General features: G+C 69.3%; 25 protein-coding genes. 10 read left to right on the top strand and 15 right to left on the bottom strand.

Annotation, left to right across the window (positions count from 1 at the left end; genetic code table 11):
* Positions 1-60 precede the first annotated feature (60 nt).
* Positions 61-753 carry a hypothetical protein gene (locus HC362_RS34500; RefSeq protein WP_243088261.1) on the top strand — a complete coding sequence of 231 codons (693 nt, stop codon included), beginning with the start codon at positions 61-63 and terminating at the stop codon, positions 751-753.
* Between the two features lie 176 nt (positions 754-929).
* Here the strand turns inward: HC362_RS34500 and HC362_RS34495 are convergent, their stop codons facing one another.
* The 3 genes from HC362_RS34495 to HC362_RS34485 form a co-directional block, all read right to left on the bottom strand.
* On the bottom strand, positions 930-1,967 hold the full coding sequence (locus HC362_RS34495; protein WP_243088260.1) for a methyltransferase domain-containing protein: 1,038 nt from the start codon (positions 1,965-1,967) through the stop codon (positions 930-932).
* 415 nt (positions 1,968-2,382) lie between these two features.
* A complete protein-coding gene (locus HC362_RS34490; protein WP_243088259.1) occupies positions 2,383-2,907 on the bottom strand; it encodes a GNAT family N-acetyltransferase in 525 nt (174 codons plus the stop codon).
* Positions 2,904-4,175 carry a hypothetical protein gene (locus HC362_RS34485; RefSeq protein ID WP_243088258.1) on the bottom strand — a complete coding sequence of 424 codons (1,272 nt, stop codon included), beginning with the start codon at positions 4,173-4,175 and terminating at the stop codon, positions 2,904-2,906. The genes HC362_RS34490 and HC362_RS34485 overlap by 4 nt, the downstream gene beginning before the upstream one ends.
* A gap of 231 nt (positions 4,176-4,406) precedes the next feature.
* Between HC362_RS34485 and HC362_RS34480 the strand changes: the two genes are divergently transcribed.
* The 7 genes from HC362_RS34480 (at position 4,407) to HC362_RS34450 (ending at position 8,355) form a co-directional block, all read left to right on the top strand.
* Positions 4,407-4,646, top strand: a complete 240-nt coding sequence (locus HC362_RS34480; RefSeq protein ID WP_243088257.1) for a hypothetical protein — start codon at positions 4,407-4,409, stop codon at positions 4,644-4,646.
* 53 nt (positions 4,647-4,699) lie between these two features.
* A complete protein-coding gene (locus tag HC362_RS34475) occupies positions 4,700-5,317 on the top strand; it encodes a hypothetical protein (RefSeq protein ID WP_243088256.1) in 618 nt (205 codons plus the stop codon).
* A 3-nt stretch (positions 5,318-5,320) separates the two neighbouring features.
* The gene (locus HC362_RS34470) at positions 5,321-6,049 is read left to right on the top strand and encodes a hypothetical protein (RefSeq protein WP_243088255.1); all 729 of its coding nucleotides are present in this window, start codon (positions 5,321-5,323) and stop codon (positions 6,047-6,049) included.
* A gap of 102 nt (positions 6,050-6,151) precedes the next feature.
* Positions 6,152-6,334: a hypothetical protein gene (locus tag HC362_RS34465; RefSeq protein WP_243088254.1), complete on the top strand. Its 183-nt coding sequence runs from the start codon at positions 6,152-6,154 to the stop codon at positions 6,332-6,334.
* A complete protein-coding gene (locus tag HC362_RS34460; RefSeq protein WP_243088253.1) occupies positions 6,331-6,828 on the top strand; it encodes a hypothetical protein in 498 nt (165 codons plus the stop codon). The genes HC362_RS34465 and HC362_RS34460 overlap by 4 nt, the downstream gene beginning before the upstream one ends.
* A gap of 28 nt (positions 6,829-6,856) precedes the next feature.
* Positions 6,857-7,816 carry an endonuclease/exonuclease/phosphatase family protein gene (locus tag HC362_RS34455; protein ID WP_243088252.1) on the top strand — a complete coding sequence of 320 codons (960 nt, stop codon included), beginning with the start codon at positions 6,857-6,859 and terminating at the stop codon, positions 7,814-7,816.
* Positions 7,817-7,848: 32 nt separating this feature from the next.
* Positions 7,849-8,355 carry an NUDIX hydrolase gene (locus tag HC362_RS34450; protein ID WP_243088251.1) on the top strand — a complete coding sequence of 169 codons (507 nt, stop codon included), beginning with the start codon at positions 7,849-7,851 and terminating at the stop codon, positions 8,353-8,355.
* 187 nt (positions 8,356-8,542) lie between these two features.
* Here the strand turns inward: HC362_RS34450 and HC362_RS34445 are convergent, their stop codons facing one another.
* From HC362_RS34445 to HC362_RS34420, 6 genes are all read right to left on the bottom strand, one after another.
* On the bottom strand, positions 8,543-8,749 hold the full coding sequence (locus HC362_RS34445) for a hypothetical protein (protein WP_243088250.1): 207 nt from the start codon (positions 8,747-8,749) through the stop codon (positions 8,543-8,545).
* Positions 8,750-10,055: 1,306 nt separating this feature from the next.
* The gene (locus HC362_RS34440; RefSeq protein WP_243088249.1) at positions 10,056-10,727 is read right to left on the bottom strand and encodes an HNH endonuclease family protein; all 672 of its coding nucleotides are present in this window, start codon (positions 10,725-10,727) and stop codon (positions 10,056-10,058) included.
* Between the two features lie 101 nt (positions 10,728-10,828).
* Positions 10,829-11,020 carry a hypothetical protein gene (locus HC362_RS34435; RefSeq protein WP_243088935.1) on the bottom strand — a complete coding sequence of 64 codons (192 nt, stop codon included), beginning with the start codon at positions 11,018-11,020 and terminating at the stop codon, positions 10,829-10,831.
* 50 nt (positions 11,021-11,070) lie between these two features.
* On the bottom strand, positions 11,071-11,904 hold the full coding sequence (locus HC362_RS34430; RefSeq protein WP_243088248.1) for a hypothetical protein: 834 nt from the start codon (positions 11,902-11,904) through the stop codon (positions 11,071-11,073).
* Positions 11,901-13,070 carry a helix-turn-helix transcriptional regulator gene (locus HC362_RS34425; protein ID WP_243088247.1) on the bottom strand — a complete coding sequence of 390 codons (1,170 nt, stop codon included), beginning with the start codon at positions 13,068-13,070 and terminating at the stop codon, positions 11,901-11,903. Before HC362_RS34425 ends, HC362_RS34430 begins: the two co-directional genes overlap by 4 nt.
* 186 nt (positions 13,071-13,256) lie before the next feature.
* On the bottom strand, positions 13,257-13,415 hold the full coding sequence (locus HC362_RS34420) for a hypothetical protein (RefSeq protein WP_243088246.1): 159 nt from the start codon (positions 13,413-13,415) through the stop codon (positions 13,257-13,259).
* A gap of 580 nt (positions 13,416-13,995) precedes the next feature.
* On the opposite strand from HC362_RS34420, the gene HC362_RS34415 reads away from it, so the two are divergent.
* Both HC362_RS34415 and HC362_RS34410 read left to right on the top strand, forming a co-directional pair.
* On the top strand, positions 13,996-16,005 hold the full coding sequence (locus tag HC362_RS34415) for a hypothetical protein (protein WP_243088245.1): 2,010 nt from the start codon (positions 13,996-13,998) through the stop codon (positions 16,003-16,005).
* Between the two features lie 144 nt (positions 16,006-16,149).
* Complete coding sequence (locus HC362_RS34410; protein ID WP_243088244.1) at positions 16,150-17,130, top strand: hypothetical protein; 981 nt, start codon at positions 16,150-16,152, stop codon at positions 17,128-17,130.
* A 1,483-nt stretch (positions 17,131-18,613) separates the two neighbouring features.
* On the opposite strand, the gene HC362_RS34405 is transcribed toward HC362_RS34410, so the two are convergent.
* The 6 genes from HC362_RS34405 to HC362_RS34380 all read right to left on the bottom strand — a co-directional run bounded on the left by HC362_RS34405 (position 18,614) and on the right by HC362_RS34380 (position 25,389).
* Positions 18,614-19,969, bottom strand: a complete 1,356-nt coding sequence (locus HC362_RS34405) for a replicative DNA helicase (RefSeq protein ID WP_243088243.1) — start codon at positions 19,967-19,969, stop codon at positions 18,614-18,616.
* Between the two features lie 39 nt (positions 19,970-20,008).
* Positions 20,009-20,611 (bottom strand): DciA family protein, encoded by a 603-nt coding sequence (locus tag HC362_RS34400; RefSeq protein ID WP_243088242.1) that lies wholly within the window; start codon positions 20,609-20,611, stop codon positions 20,009-20,011.
* Between the two features lie 327 nt (positions 20,612-20,938).
* A complete protein-coding gene (locus tag HC362_RS34395) occupies positions 20,939-22,156 on the bottom strand; it encodes a hypothetical protein (protein WP_243088241.1) in 1,218 nt (405 codons plus the stop codon).
* On the bottom strand, positions 22,153-23,181 hold the full coding sequence (locus HC362_RS34390; RefSeq protein ID WP_243088240.1) for a protein-L-isoaspartate(D-aspartate) O-methyltransferase: 1,029 nt from the start codon (positions 23,179-23,181) through the stop codon (positions 22,153-22,155). The genes HC362_RS34395 and HC362_RS34390 overlap by 4 nt, the downstream gene beginning before the upstream one ends.
* An 802-nt stretch (positions 23,182-23,983) precedes the next feature.
* The gene (locus tag HC362_RS34385; RefSeq protein ID WP_243088934.1) at positions 23,984-24,778 is read right to left on the bottom strand and encodes a phosphotransferase; all 795 of its coding nucleotides are present in this window, start codon (positions 24,776-24,778) and stop codon (positions 23,984-23,986) included.
* Between the two features lie 170 nt (positions 24,779-24,948).
* Positions 24,949-25,389, bottom strand: coding sequence for a hypothetical protein (locus HC362_RS34380; RefSeq protein ID WP_243088239.1), 441 nt, complete (start codon positions 25,387-25,389; stop codon positions 24,949-24,951).
* Positions 25,390-25,427: the final 38 nt, after the last annotated feature.

Below are 25,427 nucleotides of genomic sequence, written 5' to 3'. Positions count from 1 at the left end.
GCTCACCAGGCCGGGCCGGGGGCGCCGCCGCAGACCGTGCCCGCCACGCCAGGAGTCCCCTTGCCTGTCCACATCAGCAGCGACATCTGCGAGCACATCGGAGCCGAGCAAACCGACCGGTTCTCCCGAACCCGCGCCTTCACCTGCACCGAGTGCGGCGCGCCGGGGAATGCGAACGCGGAGCAGGCCGTCGCTACCCTCGCCGTCAGCCCCGAGCTTTCCTCGCTGGGCCTCGCACACCAGCGGTGCGCACCGGTCACGCCGATCCGCCATGTGGCCAGTGGGCAGCTACGGGTCGCTGAACGCACCGACCTCATCCCGCGGGCCCTCGGCATTCCGGCTCCCGGCGGCGTGCGTCCCGCGCTGCTGTTGGCCTGGGAAGAGACCGTCACGCTGTTGCCAGCCGAGGGGGGTGCTGCCGCGCCGGTGCTTCAGTACCTGCTCGATCAAGGCCTGCACCGGCTCTCGGCCCTGGGGAAGACGCCTCCCTCAAGTCCCGGCTGGCTCGTTCGCCAGGGCCCCGGGGACGCGCTCCAGGTCGACGGGTCCGGACAACGGCACCTCGAGGACGGTCGCATGACCGCGCCGGCGGCCTGGCGGTCGCTGGTCGCTCCGGCCGGAGAGGGAATGCTGCTGATGGGGCAGCTCGACCTCGAGACGCTGTACGCAACCGAGCCGCCATGGTCGTCCTACCGGCAAGCACTGCGCGAAGGCCGACTGCTGGCCGGGACCGTCCCCGTGACGCTGCTGTGACGGCTGAGGAAGGAGCTCCTGGCCGATGCTCCTGCTGGCCGCCCGTCGGGGTCGTCCCTCTTGGCGCGCGGCTGCTGTATCAGGTGCCGGACTGCTTTCCTTCACCGCGGCCACCGCAGGGCTGCGGGCCCGGTACGCAGCGGTCATGGCTCTACGGTGTGGCGCCCCTCTGACACCTACTTGACCAGCCGCACGCGGTGTCCGTCCGAGTCCGCGGTGACCGCGTAGCGTTCCGGCCCGGGCCGACCTTCACGCTCCCAGTCCGCGTGGGCTTTCTCCAAGTCCTCCCACAGAGGCCGCTCGCCCCACTCCCATGCCGCCCCCGTGCCGTCGGCGTGCGCGGCCGACCCGGAACCGTCGTCCAGCCACGCCTGGTAGGTGCCGTCCCGCTGTTCGCCAGACAGATGCACGCCCGGCATCCGCATGTGGATGTGCACTTGGAAGCCGAGGTCGGCCACGCAGCGGGTATCCAGCTCGGTCGGGGATTTCCAGCTCGGCCCGGTGGGGCGTGCGACGGCGCCCCCGAACGTGCGTGAGGGCATGAAGTCGGCGCCTGCCACGAACCGGCCCTGCGCGGTTCCTTTCCCGTCGGCGGTGAGCTGGGCGAGGCCCGCGCCCCAGACCGGAGCGACGATCACCGCGCCTGGTGCACTCTGTGCAAGGAGCGGGGCGGGGATCGTGCGCACCGAGCAGGTCAGCACGATGCGCTGGTAGGGGGCGGCGTCCGGCCAGCCGCGCTCACCGTCCCCGCATACGACCCGGGCCGCGTGGCCGGCCTGTTGCAGCGATGTCTCGGCGGAGCGCGCAACAGCGGGGTCCACCTCGATGGTGGTGACGCGGTCGGGGCCGGCGCGGTAGGTGAGAAGGGCGGCGTTCCACCCGGTGCCGGTGCCGACCTCCAGTACGGCGTCGCCCGGCTGCGGGTCGAGGTGGTGGAGCATCGTCGCGACCATCGACGGCTTCGAGCTGGAGGAGGTGGGCGTCCCGTCGGGGGCGCGCTGGGTGATGACCGGCTCATCGCGGTACACCAGGTCCCACCAGGAGTCCGGATCCGTCTCCCTGTCCACGGGGGTGGGTTCACCGTGGCGCCACACCTGGGCAGGGATGAACCGGTGGCGCGGCACGGCTTCCAAGGTCGGGCGCCACAGGCTGGAGAGGTGCCCGGCATGCTGGAGGCGGTCCAGGAGGGCGCGGCTGCGTTCGGCCCCGGTCATCAGTCGGTGTCGTCGTCATTGTCGTCGGGCTGGCTGGGCCCGGAGCCGTCCGGGCTGGGGTCCGGTGGCTCGTATGGTCGATCTGAGGGTTCGCCCCTGTGCCGGTCCATCGTTCTCCTTCTGCTGCCTGTCCCGTCAGTTTGAGGATGGTCAGAGGAACGAGGGGTCCGCAAGACGGCCTCCTGGCGAGTAGAGCTGTCGAGGGCGCCAACTCCGAGGAAGCCTCGCCGCAAAGCTGGCTGGGTCCCGGCCGCCGCCAGACCTCCCGGCGCGGAAGCGGGCTCTCCTACCGCCGCCTGAGCGCCGACCAGTTCCGGCCCCGCAAGAAGGACGCATGTGGGGTTGAGGTGGCAGCATCAGACAGCGCCGCCGTGCGCGGCATACTCACGGGGCCCCGGCAGGGGCCCCGTGCGAGCTATGCCTTGAGATCGCGGATCATGACGGTGAAATTCGGGGAGTCTGGGAACGGCTGCCGGTTGCCAACGGCCCGGTAGCCCCAGGTCTCATAGAGAGCCTGGACCTTGGGGTGGCCGGGGTCGACCAGGAGCACAGCCAGGGCCTCCGGTCGGCTCTCAACGAGCGCCGTATGCAGCCGCTCTGCAATGCCGGTCTTGCGCCACTTCGGCCGGACCATCAGCTCCGAGAATGAGAAGGTAGACGCATCTGCTGGCGGGTTGCTCAGGTGCTCGCGCCACCACTCGCGGCCGGGAACGGCCGGTGCACCGTAGGCGAATCCGACTGGTTCGTCCTGGTCGTAGCCGATGACGCACGCGAAGCCCTCGTTGCCGCCCCAGTGGTCGACAAACCAGGGGAATCGCTGGGTGAACTCGTCGTCCATCTCGTCTGCGTACGCATCGGCGTGCACATCGAGCAGCGTTTGCCTGATCTGGGGCAGGTCGTCATGGCCGTAATGCCGCAGCTCAATGGTCGCCGTGGTCATGGGGTGCTCCATTCATTCCGGTAGCGGTCGGTCCACTCATGAGCGATACGCGCGGAGGGTGCCCGGCTGATCAAGTCGCGTTGGAAGTCACCGAGCACGCGGCGCATCCGGCCGGGAAGCGCGTCTCCGGCCATGATCGTGAATACCTCGCCGCCGGTTTCGCACGCCTGCTCTACCTCTCCCTGGTGGAGCTGTGCCAGAGCCAGTCGCGCAGTGGTCTGTGCCCGGTTGCGGCGATAGGAGGCCGGCAGTGCGGTCAGTGCCCGGTACGAGGCGGCTTCGGCCTGTGCCGGTTCGCCGATGACGTCACGTACAACGGCTGTCAGCGCGTACAGCTCAGCGGGCCCATAGAAGGTGATCCACGAGGGCCGTGGCGCTGCCCTACTGTCCTTGCTCAACGCGTCTTCCGCCCGGCCAAGTGATCGCAGGGCCTCCCGCCGGTCACCCAGGTGGGCGAGCCCGACAGCGGTCCGGGCGTGAGCCAGGGAGGCATGCAGCGGACTGCGTCGCACAATCGGCAGGGCTTGAGCGGCCTGGCTGGCGGCTACGGCCTCGGGGTAGTCCTTGCGTTGCCGGGCGAGCATGGCCCGCAGGTTCCATACCTGCATGATCATGTCGGGGTCCTGTGCCATCCCCGCGAGAGTAAGGGCCCGGTCCAGGTGCCTTCCAGCTCCATCGAGCTTGCCGGCGTCGATCAGGGACCACGCCGCAGTCGCGGTGTAGTCGGAGGCGAGAGCGAACAGGCGACGCCGGATGCGTTGAGTCGCGGACCGTTCCTGCAGCCCCAGGGCTTCTGAGGCTCCAGCGAGCGCGGCCCGCTCCAGAGCAGTGTGTCCACCGCGCTCGGCATCGAGCGCGACAAGGTTTGCGACGTGGTCACGGAGCCGGATCACGTCGGCCGAGCCGACGCAGCTCGGCCGGGCTGCGGCTTCTGGGGTGAAAGGGGAGGCGACGGCGGCGGCTGCGCCCCCGACGCCGGTCAGGAACCTGCGGCGGATCACGTCGGGGTCCTCCTGCGGCGGTGCGGGAGCACCCGGAGGGTAGAACCCCAGGTGCTTGATGGAGCACCGGAATACTGCCTCCAGCGCCTCCCGCTTGGCACGGTGCGGCCAGCTGGATTTTCCGGTCAGCCATGTGCGGACCGTGCGGTCGCCCACGCTGTCCCGCTCGCCTGCCGCACGTAGCGCGGCGTTCACGGCCTTGGCCAACTCCGGCTGCGTGAAGCCGTGTTCTTCCATGGCGATCTGGAGGCGGAAATTTCCGGTCACCCACTCAACGTAACCGGCTGATCATGAAGCGTGGAAGACGAGCACCCGGAAATTTCCGGGTGCTCGCAACCATCCACTCCTGTATTTTCCTGCCCTTTACCGTCTTCAGGTCGTTGAACTGGTCGTCGCGCACCGGGCCGAGCAGCGCACCGGCCGGTGCGCCGCGGGTCCGTCGGCGCCCCCGTCGCGTGCGGACCCGTCTACCACGCTCACGACTAGCGAGGCAGCGCCATGACCACGACTCCGAAGAAGCAGAACGGCGACAACTGCGCCTTCGCCCCCGGGACGTACGTCTACGACGTGGTGAGGGACGCCCTCGGCAGGGTTGCGGACCCCCGCGCCTACCCGTCCGAACACCTGGGGCCTGAAGCCACGTTGATTGTCCCGATCCACGGGAACGCCCCCGCCTGGCGAGCAAAGCCTGCAACGCTCCGCCTCGCGAATGAAGAAGAGATCAAGGCCGCGAAGTGAAGGGGCGGGCGGCCAACTTGGGCAATCGGGCACACCCTCTGATCGGCCACCGAGTGACCGACCACGCCCACGGTGACCACGTCGGCATTTTCCGCGCCCTCGCCCCTGAGCGCGGCGGAGTCGAGGGGACCGCCGTGCCCGGGCTTCCAGCGCCGCGCGCGGCGCTGGAGGATCGGCCCGCCGCGGTAGATCCGGTGCCCTACAACCTGCTCCGGGCGACCGGGCGTTTGGAGAGCACTCTTGCAGCCTGGCGGCGGGGGGTCCTGGCCGAGGTTCCGGCGGGGCTCGGGTTCGATGTCCTTCGCGTGCCGGGCGCCGTTGCGGAGGATGCGGCGCGCCGGATGCGGGCGGCCGGCCGCCGGGTGGGTCCGGTCGTGCTCGGGCCGTTGGGCGGGGAGTTCCTTCTCGAATGCGGCTCGGCGCCGCGCTGGTATGCGCCCCGCTCCCAGTTTCTGCTGCGCGGCACGCTGGTACTCCTCCCGCCGCCCACGGTGTGCCTGCCTGAGCTGGTGGGCGCCCGCGGCTGGCTCGTGCCACCTACCCACCACCCTGCGGACGCTCCGGCTGGTGAGGGTGTGACCACGGGCGGCGCGCTGCTGGAGCCGTTCCTCGACGCCGTGAAGGCTGCCGAGGATGCGGAGAACCCGAACTGCATGCCGGGGAGGGACTGACCCGTGCTGCCGAAGCCGCCTCCGGGTGTGGTCCCGTTCATCGCGGGCCGCAGTGAAGAGGAAAGCTACATCGGTCCGCTGACCCTTCTTCCGGGCCGTACGGGGCTGGCCTACACCGACGAGACGCCGTATGACCGGGACAGTTTCGGCGCGCTGTGGGTGCGGGCTCCGCTGCGCCCGAAGGCCCGGTGCGGCAAGCCCCGGCTGGAGAGGGTCCATGCGTTCCGGCAGCGCCGCTGCATGCTGGACATGCGGTGCCAGGTGTGTCGCCAGAGCCCGCCGGACCCCGACGGCCCCCACCTGTTCCTGATGAGGGACGTCGGTCGGCCGGTGGAAGAGGGCGAGCGGACAACAAGCCCGCCCGTATGCGTGCCGTGCGCTGTCATCGCCGTCCAGGTCTGCCCTCCCCTGCGAGACGACGGGTACGTAGCGGCCTGGGTAGGGCAGGCCCCGGCCTGGGGCGTCGCCGGCACCCCCTTCGTGCCGGGAACGGTGACCAAGATCCCCGGCCGGGACCTGGTCCAAGTCGAGTACGGCACTCGGGGCCTGCCGTGGGTGGTTGCAGCCAGAACGGTCGTTGCCCTTCACACGGTGACGCCGGCCGACCTGCACGAGGAGGCCGCTCGCATGGGGCCGGTAGCGCTGGAGCGGGAGTTCGCCCGAATCGCTGCTGTGGTCGCCGGCACCACTCCTGCGAGGAAACGCGTGACCGCTCCCTGCCGGTCCTCCTGATGAGTCCAGCCGCCGCGAGCGGCACCCACTGACTCCCGGCCCCCATATCGGTGTGCGCTCTGCGGGGGCCGGGCTCCAACGGATCCGAAAGTGACGCCCTACATGAGCTTCTGGACGCTGCCGCGCATGCGGGCCTTCATCCGGCTGCGCCGGGCCTACTACGCCCTCGACGGACTTGAGGATGCCGCCGTGGCGGTCGGGCTGGCGGACCGGCCCGTCCACAGCACGTGGCTGGGGCGAGTCCTCTTCGGGCGCCGCAGTACCAGGCAGAGGAAACCGCGATGACAACCCGGCCGCGCCGCGAACCGGCGCGCACGCGCGCCACGTGGAGTGACGTACTTCCGGACCTCGATTTTGAGATAGACGAGATCCTGAGAGGCGATGTCCGGGACGTACCGGCGGCGCTTGCAGCGCTCGGCCGGCGCCAGGAGGCGCTGGCGGCCTGGGAAGCGCTTCCGGATGCCGCGCTGACCAATCTGCTGGTCGGCTTGGCATTCCGCACCTGCGAGCTGCCGCTGCCCGTCATCGAGTCCGAAGCTCACGCGTTCGCGGCCCGGCTGCACGCCCGCGCCCGCAAGGAGCGGCCCAAGGAGGTCTACGGGGACTGGCTCGCGGAAGGGCTGGGGCAACCGCTGCCGAGACCGGTCCTCGGCGTGACGGCCGTCGTGATCTTCGTCGCCGCTGCCCGCCACGACGCCAGGGTGGGCCCGGCAGTCGTCTGCGGGAGGTCCCAGCAGCCGCGGCCCGGAGGCGACGAGGAGCACAGAGCACTTTGCTGACTCCCACCCGACGAACAGAAGGAGCCACGTGAGCGATCAGCAACACCAGCAGCGCCGGATACGTCTGGTCACCTGCAATTTCGAGCGCAACGGGGGCGGCGATCGCGAGCGGTGGGAGCGCATGCACGCGCTGCTGGCCTCTCTGGACGCTGACCTGCTGCTGCGGCAGGAGATGAAGGGGTGCGAAGACCCGGCCACGGGCCTGTGGCAGGCGTCCAAAGACGCGCTCGGCATGGACGGCGTGCTCGCCCCGCACCTGGGCGCCACCGCGGTCTACTGGCGGCCCGACGTATTCGAACTCTCGCCCGCTGACACCGATGCGACCTGGGCCGGTATCGAGCACTGGCCGGCCTGGTGGCTGCACCCCGCCGCCGTGACCCTGCGCCTGTGCGACGCCCCCAGAGCCGTGGATGTCGTGGCCGCCAGCCTGCACCTGGCTTTCGACTCCGTCAGCCTGCGCGAGGCGGAGGTCGAGATGGCGACGCGGTTCGGGGACCGCCGCCTCGCCGGATGCGCCAGCCCCCTCCCGGCCATCGTCGGCGGCGATTTCAACTCGTTTCCAGCTCGGAGAGGCCGCGTCCGGGCAGAGGTGCGGCTGCCACGACCGTGGTCCATCACCGACCTGCGGCACCTGGTGCACCGCAGCCGCCCGGCCTTCCTCGGCTGGCGCCGGATGGACAGCTACCCCGACAAGACCCTCACCAAGGCGGGCTTCGCGGACGCCGCCAGACACTTCGGCCGCTCCGCGAAGGGGCACGCGCGGCGGCTCGCCATCGAGCCCACCGCGCCGACCCCGCCGTATGCGCGGGCCGATCAGGGACCGGCCCGGCGGATCGACCGCATCTACCTCCCCAAGGCACTGGCACCCGCCATCACCCGGGTCGTGGTCATCGATCCCCAGAGCCTGTCCGACCACCGCATTGTCGTGGTGGACCTGGACCGCGCCGCGTTCATCAGCCTCTACGACCGGTACATGCTCGCCGCCTGACTCCAGCCCATCCCCTTTTCCCGGAGGAACCCATGCACGGCGACCACGACAACCGCCAGCCAGGGCAGCGCCGCATCGGTGGCCTGTTGCTTCTCCGCAACCAGGCCGGCGACCCGCTCCTGGTCAAGCCCGGCTACCGCGCCGCCTGGTGGAGCTGGCAGCTGGTCGGCGGCGGCGCCCGGCCCGGAGAAACCGCCGATCAGGCCGCTCTGCGTGAGGGCATCGAGGAGACCGGACTGACCGATCTCACCGTCGGTCCGCTCTTGGTGGTGGATTACATCCCGGCGAACCCCGCCAGCGGCGCCGCCGAGGGCTACAACTTCGTCTTCGACGGCGGCGTACTGCCCAACGGCACCACCATCAACCTCCCGCCAGCAGCCGACGGCCAGCCGAAGGAGCTGACCGACTGGGCCTTCATCTCCCGCCAGCAGCTCTCGGACTACTGCAACGACATCCAGGGCCGCCGGATCGCCCAGGCCCTGGACGTCCTGGCGCATCCCACACACCAGCGCTTCCTGCGCGAAGGCTGGCCCGTTTGAGGCGCCCGCCCTCGTCGAGCAGCACTGAAGCCCTCGCACCCCTGCCCGGTCAAGCGCCGGTCGCTCCCGGCCTCCGTGGCAGGGATGCGGAACTTCCCCGGCGGCCGTTCCAGCGGTCGTCGAGGGACAGAAATCCCCTGTGAGGAGAGATCCTGTGCGCGACCTTATCTCTCTGGTCGACATCTGGTTAGGAGAACCGGCACGCCGACGCCTGCGCTCGGCCTGGCAGCGAGCGGCCGTTGCCCTTGCCGGTCCGCAACCGCCCGAGTCGACGGCCGTACTTCCCGCCGCCCCGGCCTACGCCCGTCGTCCGCCACCCGAGCACGTACGAAGGCGCGAACGCCCGCTCGACGGCGAAGCTCTGGCCCTCGTACGCCCTTACGTCATCGCGCATGAACGCGGCGCCAAGAGCACGGAAGCGGCGGTGAGCGAGGAGCACCCATCGTGATCGAGGCGGGCGCGTGCCCCGGGGACGAGAGGACCTGCGGGCGGGTTCTACGGATACGGCCAGGGCCCTCTCGCCGGTACTGTGCGCGGCTCTCCCAGCCGTCCTGCCGCATCACTCACTGACCCTGACGATTCGAAGGAGCTCCGTGAGCCGCACCATCTGGACTCTCGTCTGCATGCCCGCTCAGAGAATGCTGGTCGCTGATACTCCAGAGAGGGCTGACGCATCCGACAGAGGGGCGACGTGCGCCGTAGGCCGCTGCCTCAAAGCCAGGAGGGCGGCCTGGTGACTGACTCCCATCCCCTCGGCCTGATCAGCCTGATTACTGTCGCAGTGCAAAACCCCGAGACTGTTGGCGCCGGCGCGCTCCTGGACCGGTGGATTCAAGCGGCGGCCGAAGACCGCGCCGCCGTCCTGTCCGTCCTCGCCACGGAAGCCCGGACAGCGAGCGCGCCGCATCCGCCCACCACCCCTGGCAGCCGCCTTGCGACCTGGCTGCGTCAAGAGGCGTGGTTCTGGCCCATTGAGCAGTCCGGCGTCCCGCCTGAGCCGTTCCTCGTTACCCCCGCGAGTGTCCGTGCCGACCCGGAAGAGCAGTTGGTGGCGGCCATCTTGCTGTTCGCTGCCGTGCGCACCGGCCAGCTGCCGCCGATGCCCGCCCGGTGCGACGCCTGTGGAACCGATGTCGGGCTCACCCCCCACGCCGATGCCCACGGTCGAGGTCCTGGCCTGTACAGGTTCCTGTGCCGGCGATGCCAGCGGCTCACAGCAGAATCGGGGCGCATTCTCTCCGCAGTGGCCACTCTGCTGAGACGCCTGGCGGGGAACCCGCGTCCGCAACCAAGCGCGAGGCATAGCGCGCGATATTCCCACGGATGAAGCGTCTTGCCCGACCGGCTCTTAGCCGCTGTCATCGAGGCTGTGATCACGCATGATGTTCTCCTGGCTCGGGCCACTGCCGGATAATTGTGCGGCCGCCGTCCGGTGTCGTCCGGGTGAGCGTCAGTGTCACTCCCGGCCCGCCCCACTGTCCGAGCCACTCGGTGTATTTGCGTTCCGCAGTTTCCTCGTCGGCCCACTCGCCAAGGAGCGGCAGCTCGCCGGAGCGGAACTGGCAGGTCACGCGGTGGAGAGCACCGCAGGGTTGCTGAGCAGGAGTGGACACCTGTCGAACTGTACGCGCCCGTCGAGCAACAGCGGTATGTGTTGGAAGGGGCCCGCACGGCGGGCCCCTTCCGTCTGTTCTTTCCGTTTAGTGGGCGATGTCGGCAGCGACGCGGGTGCCGGAGCACTCGACTGCCCGGCTGGTGAGAGCCTGCTTCTCGGTCTGGTCGACGGCGAGCTTCCAGCGGGTTTTGGTCGCGACCCAGTCGGCGAGGTACTGGCAGGAGGCGTCCTTGGCCGGCACCCACCACTCGGCGGGGTCTTTGTCAGCTTTCTGACGGTTTGAGCGCGCAGTGACCGCGACCAGCGAGCTCGGCGAGCCGAGGTCGTTGGCGTAGCGCTCGCGCTTCTTCGCGCTCCATTGGGAAGCGCCGGAGTCCCACGCTTCGGCGAGCGGCACCATGTGGTCGATGTCCAGGGATCGAGGGTTGTCCGTCGTCTTGCCGTCGTAGTAGCTGCGCCATGTTCCGTCGGTGAGGGAGCAGCCCGTGCCGATGACGGGCTCCTCGATGGCTTCCTCGATGAGGACTTCCTGCCTCGTGGTGCAGCCGTCCTTGTCGGCGTCGATCCAGTGCTTGAAGCTGCTGCGCTTGTATCCGGCGCGGGATTCGGCCGCGGTGGGCAGGGCGTCGATGGCCTGCTCCACCGCCAGGTTCACGCGCTCCCGGGCGGGGGCAGGCTCGGCGCCTGCGGGAGTGGCAGCGGTCAGTAGCGGCACGGTCACGGCAGCGGCCAGCAGGCCGCGAGTCAGGATGATCACGGCCGTATTCGTAGCGCTGCGGGACGCGTGCGCGGCGGGATTCGGGCGCCAAACCACACGATGGGGGCTGCTGGCGCACTTCCGCCGGGGCTGCCCCGGGATCAGATGTAGATGATGCGGACGACGGTGACGGTCAGGATCGCGTTGCTGACGTAGTAGCGGACCACGACACCGCTGACCGTGGCCTCCCGGCGGTCGGCATCGTCTTTGACGGGGGTGGAGTCGTGGCCGTAGGGGTCGGCGGCCAGCTCCCGCATTCCGGCGTCGAAGACGGTCCGCAGTGCGGGGGGCATGGAGCGGCGTGCCTGGTCGGCTGGTGGTGCGTACTGGAGGTGGTAGCGGCTCACGCCACCTCCGAGTCGGGGCCGGCGCTGATGGCGCCGATGTCCTCGCCGCGGGCGAGGCGGTCGAAGAGCTCGTCGTCCTCTTCGTCGGCACCGGTGCCTTCCAGCGCCCAGCTGGCCAGCGCGGCCGGGAGCTGGGGGGCGGGCACGTGCTCGATCTGCCGGTCGAACTCGACGGCCTGCTCGGGGTCCATGGTGGCGCGGATGCCTGCGATGGTGCCTGGCAGCTCCACGAGCTCGCCGTCGATGACGGTCTTGAGTGTGGCGTCCACGGATGACCTCCCTTCCCCGGGTAACCGTACGCCTTGGCCCCGCCCGGCGTCGCGGGGATGGCCCGGTCCGCCGCGCGGGCGCGGGGCGCCGCGTAGCTGGCTGTGCGTGGTGCCTGGCGATGGGGGTTGGGAGAGCCACCAGCGGATGGTGGGTAGATCGGTGCCGAGGGTTTCGGCGATGTGCGTGGGTGTGCAGCCCAGCTGGTGATGGAGGACACGGGCGTCGTACTGGCCGGGGCAGGCGGCCGTGCGGAGAGTGGGGCGGGGGATGTAGCGGGTGAAGGTCTGCCAGGCGTGGGCGGTCAGGTCGCGGCGGGTCAGCAGGGTCTGCCACTGGGTGGCCAGGTCGCCGAACGCGCGGGGGACGGCTTCGGGGGTGCCGTGGAGGTGGGCGTAGCGCTGGTAGGTGTCGTGGTGGAGGAGGCAGAAGGCTTCGAAGGCAGGTGGGAGGGTGAGGGGCGGGAGCTGCCTGCCGCGTCGGGGTGCGGTGCGGGTCAGGCAGACCGGGGCGTTGGGGGTGTTCATGGGTGCCGGGGCCTCGGGGCGGGTCGGTGCGGTCATCCGAACGCGGCGGCGGGCAGTGGGCTGGTGGGCGGTGAAGGCGAGTGTGACGAGCGGTGGTGGGCGGTGGTGGCGTCCTCCCACAGGGGGCGGATGAGGTCGGGCTGCCCGCGCAGGGCCACTACCAGGTTTTCGACGGTGCGCCAGTCGGGGACGGTCAGGCCCTCGAGAAGGCCGGTGATGTCGGCGGGGGCCAGGGCGGGGCGGGTGGCGCGGATGGCGTCGGTGGTGGGCCGGGAGGCGGCCAGGTAGAGGCCGCGCAGGACGGTGTGGAGGGTGCCGTCCAGGACGCGGCGGGGTGAGGAGTAGATGCTGTCGTGCGCGGCGGCCCACAGCGGGCGGATGTCCTCGGTGCTGCCGCCGCAGGCCTGCACCAGGGACTTGGTGACCTGCCAGGAGGGGAAGCGGTCGCCGGCCAGGATGCGGGAGACGTAGGAGCGGGAGACTCCCGCCTTGCGTGCCAGGGCGGCAGCGGTGTTGTCGGCGTCCCGCATGAGGAAGGACAGCGCACTGGAGAACTGGGCTTCCGGCTCGGCCTTCGCTCCCTCGGCGCTGCTTCGCCGGAGGGAGGCCGCCTGGTCGGGGCGGGGCGGAGGGATTTCGGGAGGGCCTGGTGATCCGCTGCGGTCTGCGGAGTCGGGTGCGCCGGTGGTGGGGGTGGTGGGGCGCGAGGTGAAGCGGTGGGCGCGCTGGCGTTTGCGTTCGGCGCGGCGCTGCATGCGGCCGGGAAACCGGCTCGCGGGCCAGACCCTGCTGACGCGTGAGGGGGTGACCTCCCAGCATTCGGCGAGCCGGGCCAGGGGGATACCGCGATCCCGGGTGACCTGCACCATGGCGGTGCTCAGGTCCTCATGGTCCTCCCCCACCTCCCGGATGCGGTGCAGCAGGCGCACCCACTCCGAGGGCGACAGGTCCTCGTGTTGGAGCTGGTCTCGTATCGCGGTGGCGTTGCGGACCAGGTCCTCGGCGATCTGGCGGAGTTGGCGGCGGTGTTCTTCTTCCGCGGAGGAAGTGCTGACTGGGCGTGTGCTGCCCAGCGCGCTGCGGGCGGCTTTCCCGCACGCCTCGTCGCAGTACTTCCGCGGGCGGCCGAGCGGCTCTTGGTGGAGTCTTTTGCCGCAGTCGGGGTTCTCGCAGTACTGAGGCCGGGGGGTGCTGCTGCTCATAGGGAGTCCTTGGAGACCGGGCCTGGTTTCCGGACCCGGTGACGACGTGTTTGCAATTACAGCCGCCCACGCGGCCGCTCACCGTGGACCGGGCGTCCGGTCCTGCGGTGGGGGCCGGCGGGTGGGGGCGGTGCCGGCCAGGGCGAGGTCCCCGTCGCCTCAGCCCTGGCGGCAGCGAGGGCCAGGTCAGAACCTGCTGGCCTGCCGGAAAGCGGTGACGGAAACGGCCGAGCCGTGCAGCGTTGCGGCCGCCACTCCCGCCAGTGCGGCCGCAGCAGCGATCGGAGTACCGGAGTTGGCGGTGGCCCACAGCACGGCCAGAGCACCGGCCGCTCCCAGGCGCACGTTGACTCGCAGAGCACAGCCCCAAGAGGTTTGAACCCCCCGGAAATGCGAGATGCTACGGTCAAGACCCGGGCCCGCCAGCAGGCGGAATACCGGGTTTCGGTCAGCGGTCATCAGACCCCCCTGATCGACAACATGTTGAGGAAGTCCCCCGGGCCGGGCTGCAATTCGTCCCGGGGGGCTTCTATGTGCGGGCACGCTACAACGTCACCCTCAAGACACGCACTCTAACGGTCAGTAAATATCAACATCGGCAATCCGCCTCGAACCGACCTTCGAAAACGGTGGGCCGATCCCCCCCATAGTGGACACGCCCCGAGCTGCCGCCAGGACGCAGCCAGTTGGCCCACGCCGGGGGAACTTGCACGCGAGTAGCGCCGTCCCACGCCGCATTCCAGGCCAGGGAAGCATCGGAACCACGGGCCGGGTGCCCCTGAACGCTGGCAGGCGCTGGTACGGGCCCTCTCCCCCCGGCAGAGCGAACTGTGTGGGCTGAAGTAGTGACGGCACGGTCCTGTGCCTGATGGCGCACCTCATTGTGAGGTGCCAAGCACGAGCCGTCCGGCAAAGGGAGCCCGGGATGTACGAGGTCATCACCAGCGAGTTCCGTTCAGTGCTGCATGCCAGATGGTCTGTGTTCTTCGATGAGCTCGATGTGCCCTACCTCTACGAGCCGATGTCCTTCCATGCGTCGGACGGTGAAGAACATGTGCCCGCGTTCTGGCTGCCAGAGCAGCGCATCTGGTTCGACGCTGAGGAGACGACCGCAGATGGCCGCGTTCCCGCTGTGTGGGCACGCTTCGCTGCAGCTGTCCATGGCCGTGAGCTGACCGTGGACACGCCTTGGGAAGAGGACAGCGATGAGGATGCCGGGCAGGTCGGGTGGGCTGTTGAGCTGGCCGGCCAACAGCCCATCGTGGTGGGAGAGGAGTGGCAGGGGCGGGCGCTCTTGCGCTTGGGCGGTCTTCCCTTCGGCTCGTTGGAGGCCGCATGGAGAGGAATGAACACGGGCGGCGAGGACTCCGGCTACCAGTGGACGCTGTGCCCCCAGTGCGGATGCTTCGGTGCGGAGTACATCGGGTATGCGGAGCGCTTGCCGTGCCAATGCCTCGAGAGCCGAGGTGAGCGCAAGGTCGACAACAGCACCGACGCCCGGCTGGCTACCGCCTACCGAGCAGCAGCGATGGAGCCCTTGGGCGACACCGGCGAGCGGGAAGCAAAGGAAGGCCGGCCCGTGGCACGACAGGGTCTGGTCAAGGTCGCGGGAGCCGCTCGCGCTCAGGAGCTCTGCACGGGGTGGTGCAGGTCGGTTGCTGAGCAGATGCGCGCGGAATTCCCTGCTGGCGCCGAGATTCCCGCCGACGCCGAAGCACTGTGCGGCGAGTGCGCGGGGTTCGTATGCACGGCCTGCGGGCAGGGACCTGCGGCGGCCGCGGACGGCCGATGCCGACAGTGCGACCCGGTGGTGATGCTCAGCTACAACCGCACGCGAGTAAGCCTCAACAACAAGGCCGCCCAGGCCGGCAAGCAGGGGAAGCGCTCGGCGTACGCGATCAACACCCTGCTGAACAGGGCCACGGGAGCGGCACGGCGCGCCACAGCCACATGGCCGCAACTGGCGGACGCGATGACCCTGGTGGACCGGTGGATTGACAACCCCGCCCTGATCCCCCCGGACGGCCCGGACCGGCGCAGGCAGGCCCTGCGCGAGCTGACGGAAGCCCACCTCGCCCAGCTGGACGCGCAGGCGCTGCGAGACGTGATCGCCGACGCGGTGGGGCCGCTGGCTGCCGCCACCGGCCAGTCCATTCCCGCCGTGCAGATGACGTTGAACTACGCCATGGGCGTGGACCAGCGCAAGCAGGCCGACGAGGAGCAACTGCGGGACGGCGTCCGTCGCGTCCAGGAGTGGATGGCCACGCCAGGGGCGTATCACGTCTACCTGGGCGATGCCGAGTCCGCCGCCACGTCGCCGCCCTCCACGCTGCGGCGCTCGCGTACGGCACCCGCTGACTCCGCCTGCGGTCTGTGTGCGGGACCTATCGCGGCCGGAGAGCAGGTGGGGGTACCGCATGCCCCACCTCAACGCGGTTTTGCAGCCCCGAGCTGGCTGTGTGCCCACTGTCTGCACGAGCGGCGCTCGAAACCGCGCCGCGTCGATGTACTCCTTCGGATCTTCCATCTCACCTTCCGCGGCTGGGCGGTCCGGCTCAACCAGACCGAGGCGGAGTGCCTGCTGCGGTGGCTGCTGGAGGTGACGCTTCCGGACAGCTCCGCACGCCTGCGGGAAGCCTTCGACGATTTGGAAGCCATCATCGACGCGCCTGCTTCGGTTCCGGAGATGCCGGTGCGCTACCACGGCGTGCACGCCTGCATGGCAACGCTGGCCCTCACGCCAGCCGACAGCTTGAGCACCCACGAGGAGACGGTGCTGCGCGCGGCCGAACATCACATATCCGAGTGGCGCACCAACCCCGCAGGCTTGGACCCTGACTGCTTTGGCAGCCGCACCCAGTGGCGGCGGGCCATCCTGCAGCAGACCGACGTCCCTTCCGTTCTCTCCGAGCGCGGGGGCCCGTTCTTCGTCTGATATCGCCCTCGCGAAACCGCCAGGGCGGTGGACTCAGGCTCACTCGGGGGAGGCTGCTGCTCCATGCAGGTGACGGTGGCCCTGCTGCCCGGCCTTGTGGGGGCATGGTGGAGCCCAGTGGTTGAGCCGGGAGGTCAGGTGTCCATGACGTTGTTCCAGGTGGAGTTCGAGCCGCAGGCCTCCCCCGACGTACTGCGAGCAGCCGCGCTGCACCGTGCGGTCACGGACGGGATCGCCGCAGTCGCCCCGGTAGCCGGCATGAACGAGGCCCGGGTCACAGAACGTCTGACACACATGATCGGTATCGCCCCGGAGGCGGGTGACGATCACGACCGGCGGCAGGCAGTGCGCCAGCTCATGGCCTGGAGTGTCGATGCGGCCGAGCTACAGAGCCGGAAGAAGCGGCATAAGCCGGTCTCCCAGCGGCCTGCAGGCGTCGCCTGCAGGCTTCCCCGGCACGCCCGGGTCACCTGGGCGTGCAGCGAGATGGTCTGCGGGCTGTGCGCGGACCCAGTTCCAGTAGGCGACCTGGTAGGGCGGATGCCCACCCCCGCCTTCTACTACCAGCCGATGGGCTGGCTGTGCACCCACTGTCTGTACCTGCGCCGGGCCCGGCCGCGGCTGCGGGACGTGCTGCTGCGCGTCTTCCATCACGTGTTCGTTGGCAGCGGTATCGGGCTGAACTCCTACGAGTGTGCGGTGATGTTGTCCTCTCTTGAGGAGGACCCGGCCGCGCCGCGCACCGTGGCATGGAAGTCGGTCCCGCTGGATGGGGTCCTGGTCCGCCTGCGCACAAGCCTCCGGGAGGAGAAGCACACTACGTGGCTGAGTATGGCCGACGGGCTGACGATGGTAGCCGTGCTGAGGGAGACCGCCGCCGCCCGCAGCACCACTGAGCGGGAGATTGAGCTGATGGAGGCGATCCTGCAGCACGTGGAGGAATGGCGTGCCAACGCCTACAAGGTGGAAGCCAGGCGGTTCGACACCGGCCCGCGCTACCGACAGGAGAGCCTCGCCCGTACGACGCGGCCCACCGTGCTGTCCAAGCTGGGCGGCCCCTTCGACCTGCACCAGTGCGCTCCGGGCGCTGAGGTCAGCTCCGCCCCGATGGACCTGGTGATCTGAGCATTATCCGTCGGCCGGCGTTGGTCGGCCGCTACCGGACCGATTCCCTCCGACAACAGGCCCACGATCCGGGCCGGTAGAGGGAAAACGGCCACCGCCGTCTCTGCCAGCTGCGTCAGTACCGCAGCGGTGTTCATCGTGGCGGTGCCTCTCGGATCGGTACGGGCGGAGCCGAACGCGGCCGTCGGGAGGCGGCCGGTGGATGGTGACGCCGGGTGGGAGCTGCTGGCCATGGGCTGTTGATGGGTGGCGGCATCTTCCCAACAGCGGGCGGACCATCTCGGGCTGGCCGCGCAGGGCTACCGCCGAAGTGTCGATGTTAGGCGCGGAATTTCTGGATGAGAGCGGTGCCGCCCACACCGCCTCGCTGCCATCGCCTGAGGGGCGTGCCTTGGCACGCCAGAGTTGAATGGGCTGGATGAGTGAACCTCACATCAGAATGACTCGCAGGTCTCGGCATTGTCGTTGACGGAGCATGGCGAAAGCTCCCGCTCCCCCTGCGGCCCTCTTCACCAAGGGCGTCGCTAGCCGAGTCCACATGCCGGCACAGATGGCTGCCGACGTCGCACAGCTCCTCGAACTCGGCAAAGCCGTCCTCGACCCGTCCGATGGCATGCGGGCCGACGACCTGGCGGGAACGCTACGTCGGCTCCTGCGACCTCGCTGTGGCCATGGCTACCAGTACAAGAAGTACGACGGATGCCCGGTGGAAGTGAGTACCCCCGGTGAGCCCTGCGCGGAGCACGCTGATTGGCCTTTGCCGGATGGAGCCGATCCGGACCCCGATCGCTGTCCCGGAACACCCCTGTATGGAAAGGGGACGTTCACCGGGGTAGCAGAAGGCGCGATGGTACGCATGTTTGGGGCCCAAGTGCGGACGGAGGACTCGGGAGTCATCGTCGCCATGCGATGCCCCTACCCGCGGCGCGCGGACGGTTCGCCCTGCGCCTTGCACGCCCCACGGCTGGAAGACCGCTGTGGCTGGGCCGACTCCGCCGATGCGGAGCCGTGCACGGAGATCATCGCCCTGTACGGCTGCCCCAACCACTACCGCGAGACGTTGGCCAGGGAGACCCAGAAGATCAGGCTCTCGGCTCCCTGCACGCACTGCGGGGCGGAGCAGGGACGCTCGTGTACGGGGCGACCCGAGTCGTACAACGACCACGTCCACGCGGTTCGGAGGCAGAAGACAGATCGCCAGGTCCAGGAACTCCGTCACCGCATGCCCGGGCCGCCAGCGGAGGGCCTCATCCCCCGGGCAGGCTGACCGCGGGAGCGATCAGCCCTGTCCATCAAGCAAGGGGCCACCACAACCCGCGCGCTTGTCCCCAGCCTTCCGAGCTCTACCACCGCTACGAGGACCGTGCGGGACCGGAGCACTGCTACGAGCGCCCAAAGTCGTTCGACTGACCTGCGACATGACATCGGCGTGAGACTGCGGCGGGAAAATGCCACGGAATCTAAGAACCCACAAAAACATCAGTCATACCTGGGCCATGTCGATGAATCGCGCGTAGTGGCCTTGGAATGCGATGGTGATGGTGGCGGTGGGGCCGTTGTTGTGTTTGGCGACGATGAGGTCAGCTTCGCCTGCGCGGGGCGATTGCCTGTCGTAGGCGTCTTCCCGGTGGATGAGGATGACCAGGTCAGCCACGTCCTCCAGTGCGCCGGAGTCACGCAGGTCGTTGAGCTGGGGCTTTTTATCGTCGCGCAGTTCGGGGTTCCGGTTGAGGGTGGAGACGGCAACGATGGGGATGCGGAGTTCGAGGGCGAGGAGCTTGAGACGGCGCGCGACCTCGGAGACCTCTTCGTAGCGGCTGCCGAGGGGTTTCGTGCCATAGTCGAGCATCTGGATGGTGTCGATGACGATGAGTTGCACATCTCGAACGGCGTGCAGACGCCGGCAGTGCCCGCGTAGTTCGGCGAAGGTGGCGTTCGCGTCGTCCTGCAGATAGATGGGGGCGTCCGTCAGGTCGGGAATGCGCCTGGCGAGGCGCACCCAGTCCTCGTCTTGCAGGGTCCCGGCGCGCATGTGGTGCAGGGCGACGCGGGCTTCAGCGCTGAGCAGGCGCATGCCGATCTCGTTGACGGAAGCGTCGCGGGTGAACAGCGCGGCGGGCAGTCCGTTCCGGATCGCAGCCGAGCGCAGCAGGCCCGTGGCCAGGCAGGTGGACCCCATGGCGAGACGGCTTGCGATGACGACAAGCTGGCCGGAGCGCAGGCCGCCGGTGAGTTCGTCCAGGTCGGTGAAGCCGGTGGGAACGCCGGCGAGCGTGGGGGGCTTGCTTGCGCAGGCTTCGATCTCGTCGAAGACGCTCTCCAGAACGTCACCGAACTCAAGGGCGGGAGCCAGGCCAGCGCGGCCAGCGGTAGCGGCCAGAATCTCCACCTGTGCTGTGTCGGCAAGGGCATCGGCTGACTCGGCGTCCGCCGCTTCGGCGCAGGCCTCGATGTGCTGCGCTGCTTGCCGCACGCGCCGTAGCACGGCCAGCGCGCGGATCTTCTGTGCGGCGGCGTTGGCTGTGTCGGCCGAGGGAGTCGGGGTGGTCAGCGAGCGTAGGTAGTCAGGGCCGCCAGCCCGGTCGAGCAGCTCACCTTTCGTCAACGACTCGATCACGTCGGCCAGGCTGGGAGGGGAGGAACTCTTCGGCGACGTGCGTCCGTAGACGTCGAGGAGCGCCAGATAGGTGTGCTCGTGGGCGGGCCGGTAGAAGTCGCTGGGGGCGACGGTTTGCACGATGTCGGCGATCAGGTCGAATGAGCCGAACATACCGCGCAGGACAGTCTTCTCTGCGCTGATGTCGTGCTGGGGCCCGTCCTGTGCTGTCTCGTCTGCCATGTGCCCCTCCGTGGCGCCGGCGAAGGTGGGTCGGGAAGCCTAACTGCCCTCAGGTGCCTGAGGTTTGGGGCGAAGGTCACAGTCTTCCAGGGGGTGGGTGTCGTTCTGGCGGCCGGACCGGGCACGGCGCAGGGCCCTGGCATGGAGGAGGAGCGCTTCCTGGTGGGTCGCTGCAGAGCGGTCTGAGGTGATGGCGGGAAGGCATTCTTTCGGCATGGCGGCGTCCTGCCGTTGACGTGCTGCCTCCAGCCGGGCGGTCAGCGGCGGTGGGGCCGGCCGGAAGTCAAGCCGGACGCGGTGGCCTCTTCCGTCTGTGACCGGCTCCCCGACCGCCTCAGCACCGGCTGGCGGCTGCACGCTGCTGGCCCGGCGGACGCGCAAGGCGCTGACCGGAAGGCCGTCTTCCTGAAAGCGTCGCACCAGCTGGGGCCCCAGCCGACGCGTCTGGGTGACCCACGCCTGGCTGTCGGCTTCGACGACCAGAGTGCCCGTCTGCTCGTCGAAGCCGGCGATGCGGACCCGGATGGCGATCTTGGGTCCGACTACCTGCTTCCATCGTGCGCAAACGCGGCCCGCGGGAGAAACAAGCACATGGGGGAAGCGCTCTTGTTCCAGGGTGAGCAGAACGTCGCGGATGCTCACTACCGGGGCCAGCCCCCCACCACGGCGCGAACGAGGAACAGGCGAACCCCGTCTTGACCGTGTCTGCCGACGGTGGGCGGCCTCCTTGGCATGGCGCAGCGCAATACGGGCCAGGTCCGGTACTTCACCAGGCGCACGGCCTGGTGGTGAAGAAGCGCTCATCGCAGTACACCAACTCCTCCAGAGACCCTCTATCGGGCCGTCCGTGCGGCGATCGGGATTCAGCCAGCTCCACCGCCTGTCGTGCGGTTGGTTCTTGGGCAGTGGATCTTCAGGGTTCGGACAGATCCGACACCGTACTGGGCCGTGGGCCCTTTCGGTCCATGGTCAGGGGGTTGGCCGGTTCCGGCTGCGGTCGAATGCCTTCTTGGGAAGATGCCCGCCGCGCTGAGCGCGGGCGCGTTGGAGGGCGGCTTGCCGGGTGGCGTCGGCCTGGTCGGCGCGTTCGCGCGCGGCCCGGGCCCGGAGGATGAGGCTGTCGTCCTCGCCGGGCTCGGGCGGTGCCGGGGGTTCGCGCAGCTGGTTCTCGGGGTCGGCGGCGCGGGCTCGGATGGTCTGCAGGACGGGGTCCGAGCCGCGTTCGGCGGTGGCCGGCCGGTGGCCCAGTTCCTGGTCCTTCGGTTTCCCGGGCGAGGTGCGGTAGGGCAAAGCGGCCCGCATCTCTGCGAGCGCTGCGGTGCGAGTCTTGGGCTGGGCGGGTGGCTGGTCCGTCAGGCGGAACTGCAGCCGCTGCAGGGGTGGCGCGTCGCCGCGGTCGGTGAGGAGCTGGCCGCCGCGGCAGACGGTGCAGGGCTGGTCGTCCTGGTCGGGCTGGCGGGGACCGGCCCGGTACCAGCCGTCCTCGCACCGCCCTGCACAGGGAGTGGGCGAGATCAGCCATACGGCCACCTCGTCGGGCCGGTAGCCTTCGCTGTCCTCGCCGGGGTCACGGTGCAGGGGGCGGGAGGCCCATCTGTTCCACCAGCGGCGCCGAATGCGTTCGACCAGCACGTCGGGCGGGGTGGTGGGCAGGAGGGACTGGAGGGTGTGCATGACCGTGGGAAGGATGCCGCCGCAGGCGGTCACGAGCCGGTCGGGCAGCTCGGCCAGTACCCGTCGTGCCGGGTCCGCGCACGAGGCTGCCGCCCGGCATGCCTCGCACTGGTCCTGGCCGAGCGTGTTGGGGTAGTAGGTACGCCGCCACTGGCGGCGGCGATCCCGCCGGCGTTCCGGCTCGATGTGCAGGAGACCTTCGCCCGGCTTGGGCCGCTCGTCGGGCAGAGAGTTGTTGCAGGTGCGACACAGGCCCTGACAGGTGCGGCACAGGCCGCCATCGGGAGTAAGGGCCTGGCACCCGGGGCATTCCCGGTGGCAAGCCGTGCACAGGTGATCTTCCGGATGAGGGACGGGCAGGCGCTCCTTCCACTCCCCCAGCGTCCGCTCGCCCTGACACCGCAGGCAGCGGTTGGTGTCGATCTGAGTGTTGTACGTGTTCAGGATCGGGCGGCCGGGGCACGCCTCGCAGCGGACAACGGGGGGTTCGCCGCCTCTCCTCTGGAAACTCATGCAGCACTCCCCTGTGTCTGGGCGGCCAGCAGGTCCGCATAGTGAGTCGTCAGGCGGCACCAGGTCGCGCTCGCCGTGGTGATGCGACGCTGCCGGTCGGCGTCGGATTCCGCCTCATCGGCAGGTGCGTACATGCGAGACGCAGCCTCCTGGGCCAGCCGCCCGGCCTCCGGATCCACCGCGGCCAGCAGGTCGATCTGCTCCTGTACTGCCGCAGGAACGGCAACACCTCCGGCCCGGTCGTCCGGCTGCGGGCCGGGCCGCAGCCCTGCTCGTCCGGTCCGCTGGGCGGTCGATGGTGCTCCCTTAGGGCAGTGCAGGCCCGAGTCAGGGGCTGGGTTGGGGACTTCTGCAGAGGGCAACGGCGCCGCGAGAGCCGCCTCGAGGGCGCGCCGGGCACGGCGGTCGTCCAGCCGGGCCGAGACGGCCGTGCGGTTGTCCCAGTCGATCCGGCGGCCGGGGGCGTCGAGGTCGGTTTTCGGGCCGTTGGTCGCCTCGATGTACGCTCCGTTGAAGATGGCTTCCACCGTAGGGCCGTCGTTCTTCACCCGGATCTTGGTGACCACAGTGGTGTTTGGTACGAGCGCGACGGGGAGCGGCGTGATGATGAGGCCGTTGTCTGCCACCTCCCGCCCCCACGTTTTCGGGAGGCGTTCGGGGGTGCACCAGGCCACGCTGCGGTCGAAGAGGGCGAGCCCGGTCGGTTGTGCGCCGTCCTCGTAGCAGCGGATGTTGCTCAGGCCGCGGTCGTGGTGCGCGACGTTGGCCCAGAGGGTGAGGTGTCCGTCGATGTCGACGCTCGTGACGCGCCCTTCCGGGCCGACGAGGTGGGAGAGGAGGGCGCCGGAGTAGCCGGAGCCGGTGCCCCTCTCGATGACGCGCATGCAGAGGGCGACGTCGAGGGTGGTGAGTTCCCGGTGGAAGACCGCCGCGTTCGACCGGTGAGGGGTCGGGCCGCAGCCTTCGTGGTGAGTGTAGTAGGTCTCCGGTACGGTCTCGGCCGCTTCGGCAACGCTGGCGTTCATCTCGGCTCCTCGTAGCTGTGGGTACGCGTATGCGACAACTGGCCCGGAGGCGTGAAGGACACGCGCAAGCGCGAGACGGGCGGTCAGATCGTCAGGGCGGCGTGGTGGTGCCAGCCCGCCGCGGTGTTCTCGCCTACGGGCTCGGAGTCGGGCAACTGTGCCCACACGTGGTACTCGAGTGAAACGTGCGCCGAGGCACCAGTTGAGCCGGCGGCCGAGGAAGGCGGCGGCGGGGGAGGTCTCGCACGCCGGGCACGCAGCTCGTCCGCAGCGCCAACAGCGCCGACGTCCAGGTGCAGTACCTGCTCAACCCCGACCGCCGTACTCACGGAAGAACCGCCGTCAGTGGATCAGGCAGAGCGGCCCAGTAGCCCTGCGGGACCGCATCGAGACAGCGCTGCAGGTCTGGCAAGCCGACGGCAGCCCGGACATCAGCGCCGGCCGGCTCCACATCACCAATCGCTCGCACACCTACTGGATCAGCAACGAGCCAGGCCCACACCGCGCGCCGGATGCACACCTGCGGCGGGAAGCCCCCATCGCCTGACTCCTGAAAGCCGACAGCGGAGCGGGCGACTGCCCTCCGCTGCATTCACGCCACTGTCCCATGGCCGGGAAGGCTGCCGGTCCACCCGGATGGTGGGGTGGTGGGAGAGGGAAGGACACCGCAGGGGAATAGAACGCATGAGCGTGAACAAGGTCAGGCGGGACAGGCGCGAGAGAGACCCCCTCCAAGAGGGCAGATAGTGGCCCTTCCAATCTGGAAGGACCACTTGGGTCAAGCCGGTCGAGTATCTGCCGATCAATGCACGTCCCACCGGGCATGCAGCTCATCCCTTTGAAGGGTGTCGAGCCGGTGCTGCAGCTGCACGTGTGCGTTGGCGTCACCTGCATCGGCCCGCCTGATGAAGGCGCCCAACGTGTGCAGATCCCGCATGGCGGTCAAGGTCCGCAGCGTTGCGGGCGCCAGCTGCGCCCCGTAAGCGGCTGAGAACTCCGCCAGCTCCTTCGATGTACGACCGAAACGCACCCCCTGGAAGGTATTCGCGAGATCGATCTCGTGAGGCCCCCAGGCCGCCTCATCCCAGTCTCCCAGGCGGACCTGGTCTCCATCCCACAGCGTGTTTCCGGGATACGCATCCCCGTGAATCAGGCCGCTGCCCAGCGAGAATTCCAGCGCCCGATATTCGCTCAGTCGTGCGTCAATGGCGTGGCGAAGCCACTCCCGCCTCGGCTCTGGGAGCGCGCTGGCTTCCACCGTTCTGCTTAGCGCAGCGAGCGGCTCGTATGCAGGGAGGCGGATCGGAGGCTCGGGGAGACTATGAAGGTGACGGAGCAGGGCACCGAGGCTCCTGGCCGGCGGCGTGCCACCAGGCTGAGGGTAGTGCCGCCAGAATGTCAGCACCCCGGACGCAGTCGTCACAGGCTGCTCCAATTCCAACGGTTCGGTGGCAGGGAATTTGTGGCCGAGGAGCCAGTGCACCAGCTGTACAGTCCTGGCCAGGGACTCGGCTGACTCGAGAGGGCCGCACCGCACGACGGCCTTCTCGCGGGGTAGCCGGTAAATGGCTGTGGCATGTTGCCGTAGGGGCTCCATGCCGCGGCAATCCAGGCCCAGCTCGGTGCACCCTTCGGCAATGGCGGGGTCAGCTTTACGGAGTGTGCTCACGAACCTGACGGTACTGTGCCTCCTCCGAGTGCCCCCTGGAACTGGCGCGTTGCCTCCACCAGCTCCGAGGCTTTGCACAACCTCGCCGCCGCGGGATCCTACAGCGCGGTCAGCACACGCCGCAGACCAGCGCCAAGCTGGCTGATGCGCTGCTCCGGCGGGATGGACAGAACAGCCCGCAGATTGCGCACTGCCTCATCAACGTTTCCCAAGGCGAGATGCGCTGTGACGACGTCAACCCGGGCGAGTGCCTCGTCTCCGTAGGAGCGGTCCTCTGGAAGCCCGGTCTCATACTGGCGGATCGCCAGCATGGCGTGCCCCAAGGCTCTTTCGTGTTCGCCAAGCAAGGCGTAGGTGCCGCCCGCGTAGTACGCCTGCTTGGGTTCGGGGAAGGTCAGTAGCCCGCCGAAGGCTGCCCCGAAATCGTTGCGGTCGGCTTCCCCGGTCCGAACACGTCGAGCACGCGGTGCCTGGAACTCAGCGCCCCCGGAGCCGGGCTGGCCGCCTACCGAAGAGGTGAGCACCGCGAGGCCGCCCATCCGGTAGGCACGGGGTGCCGCCCGCGCAGCGAGCCTTG

Origin of the sequence: Streptomyces sp. 891-h (genome assembly GCF_022760275.1) — a bacterium.
Taxonomy (GTDB): Bacteria; Actinomycetota; Actinomycetes; order Streptomycetales; family Streptomycetaceae; genus Streptomyces; species Streptomyces spirodelae.
Note: the sequence above shows the minus strand (reverse complement) of the source record. Positions and strands in the feature narration are given on the sequence as shown.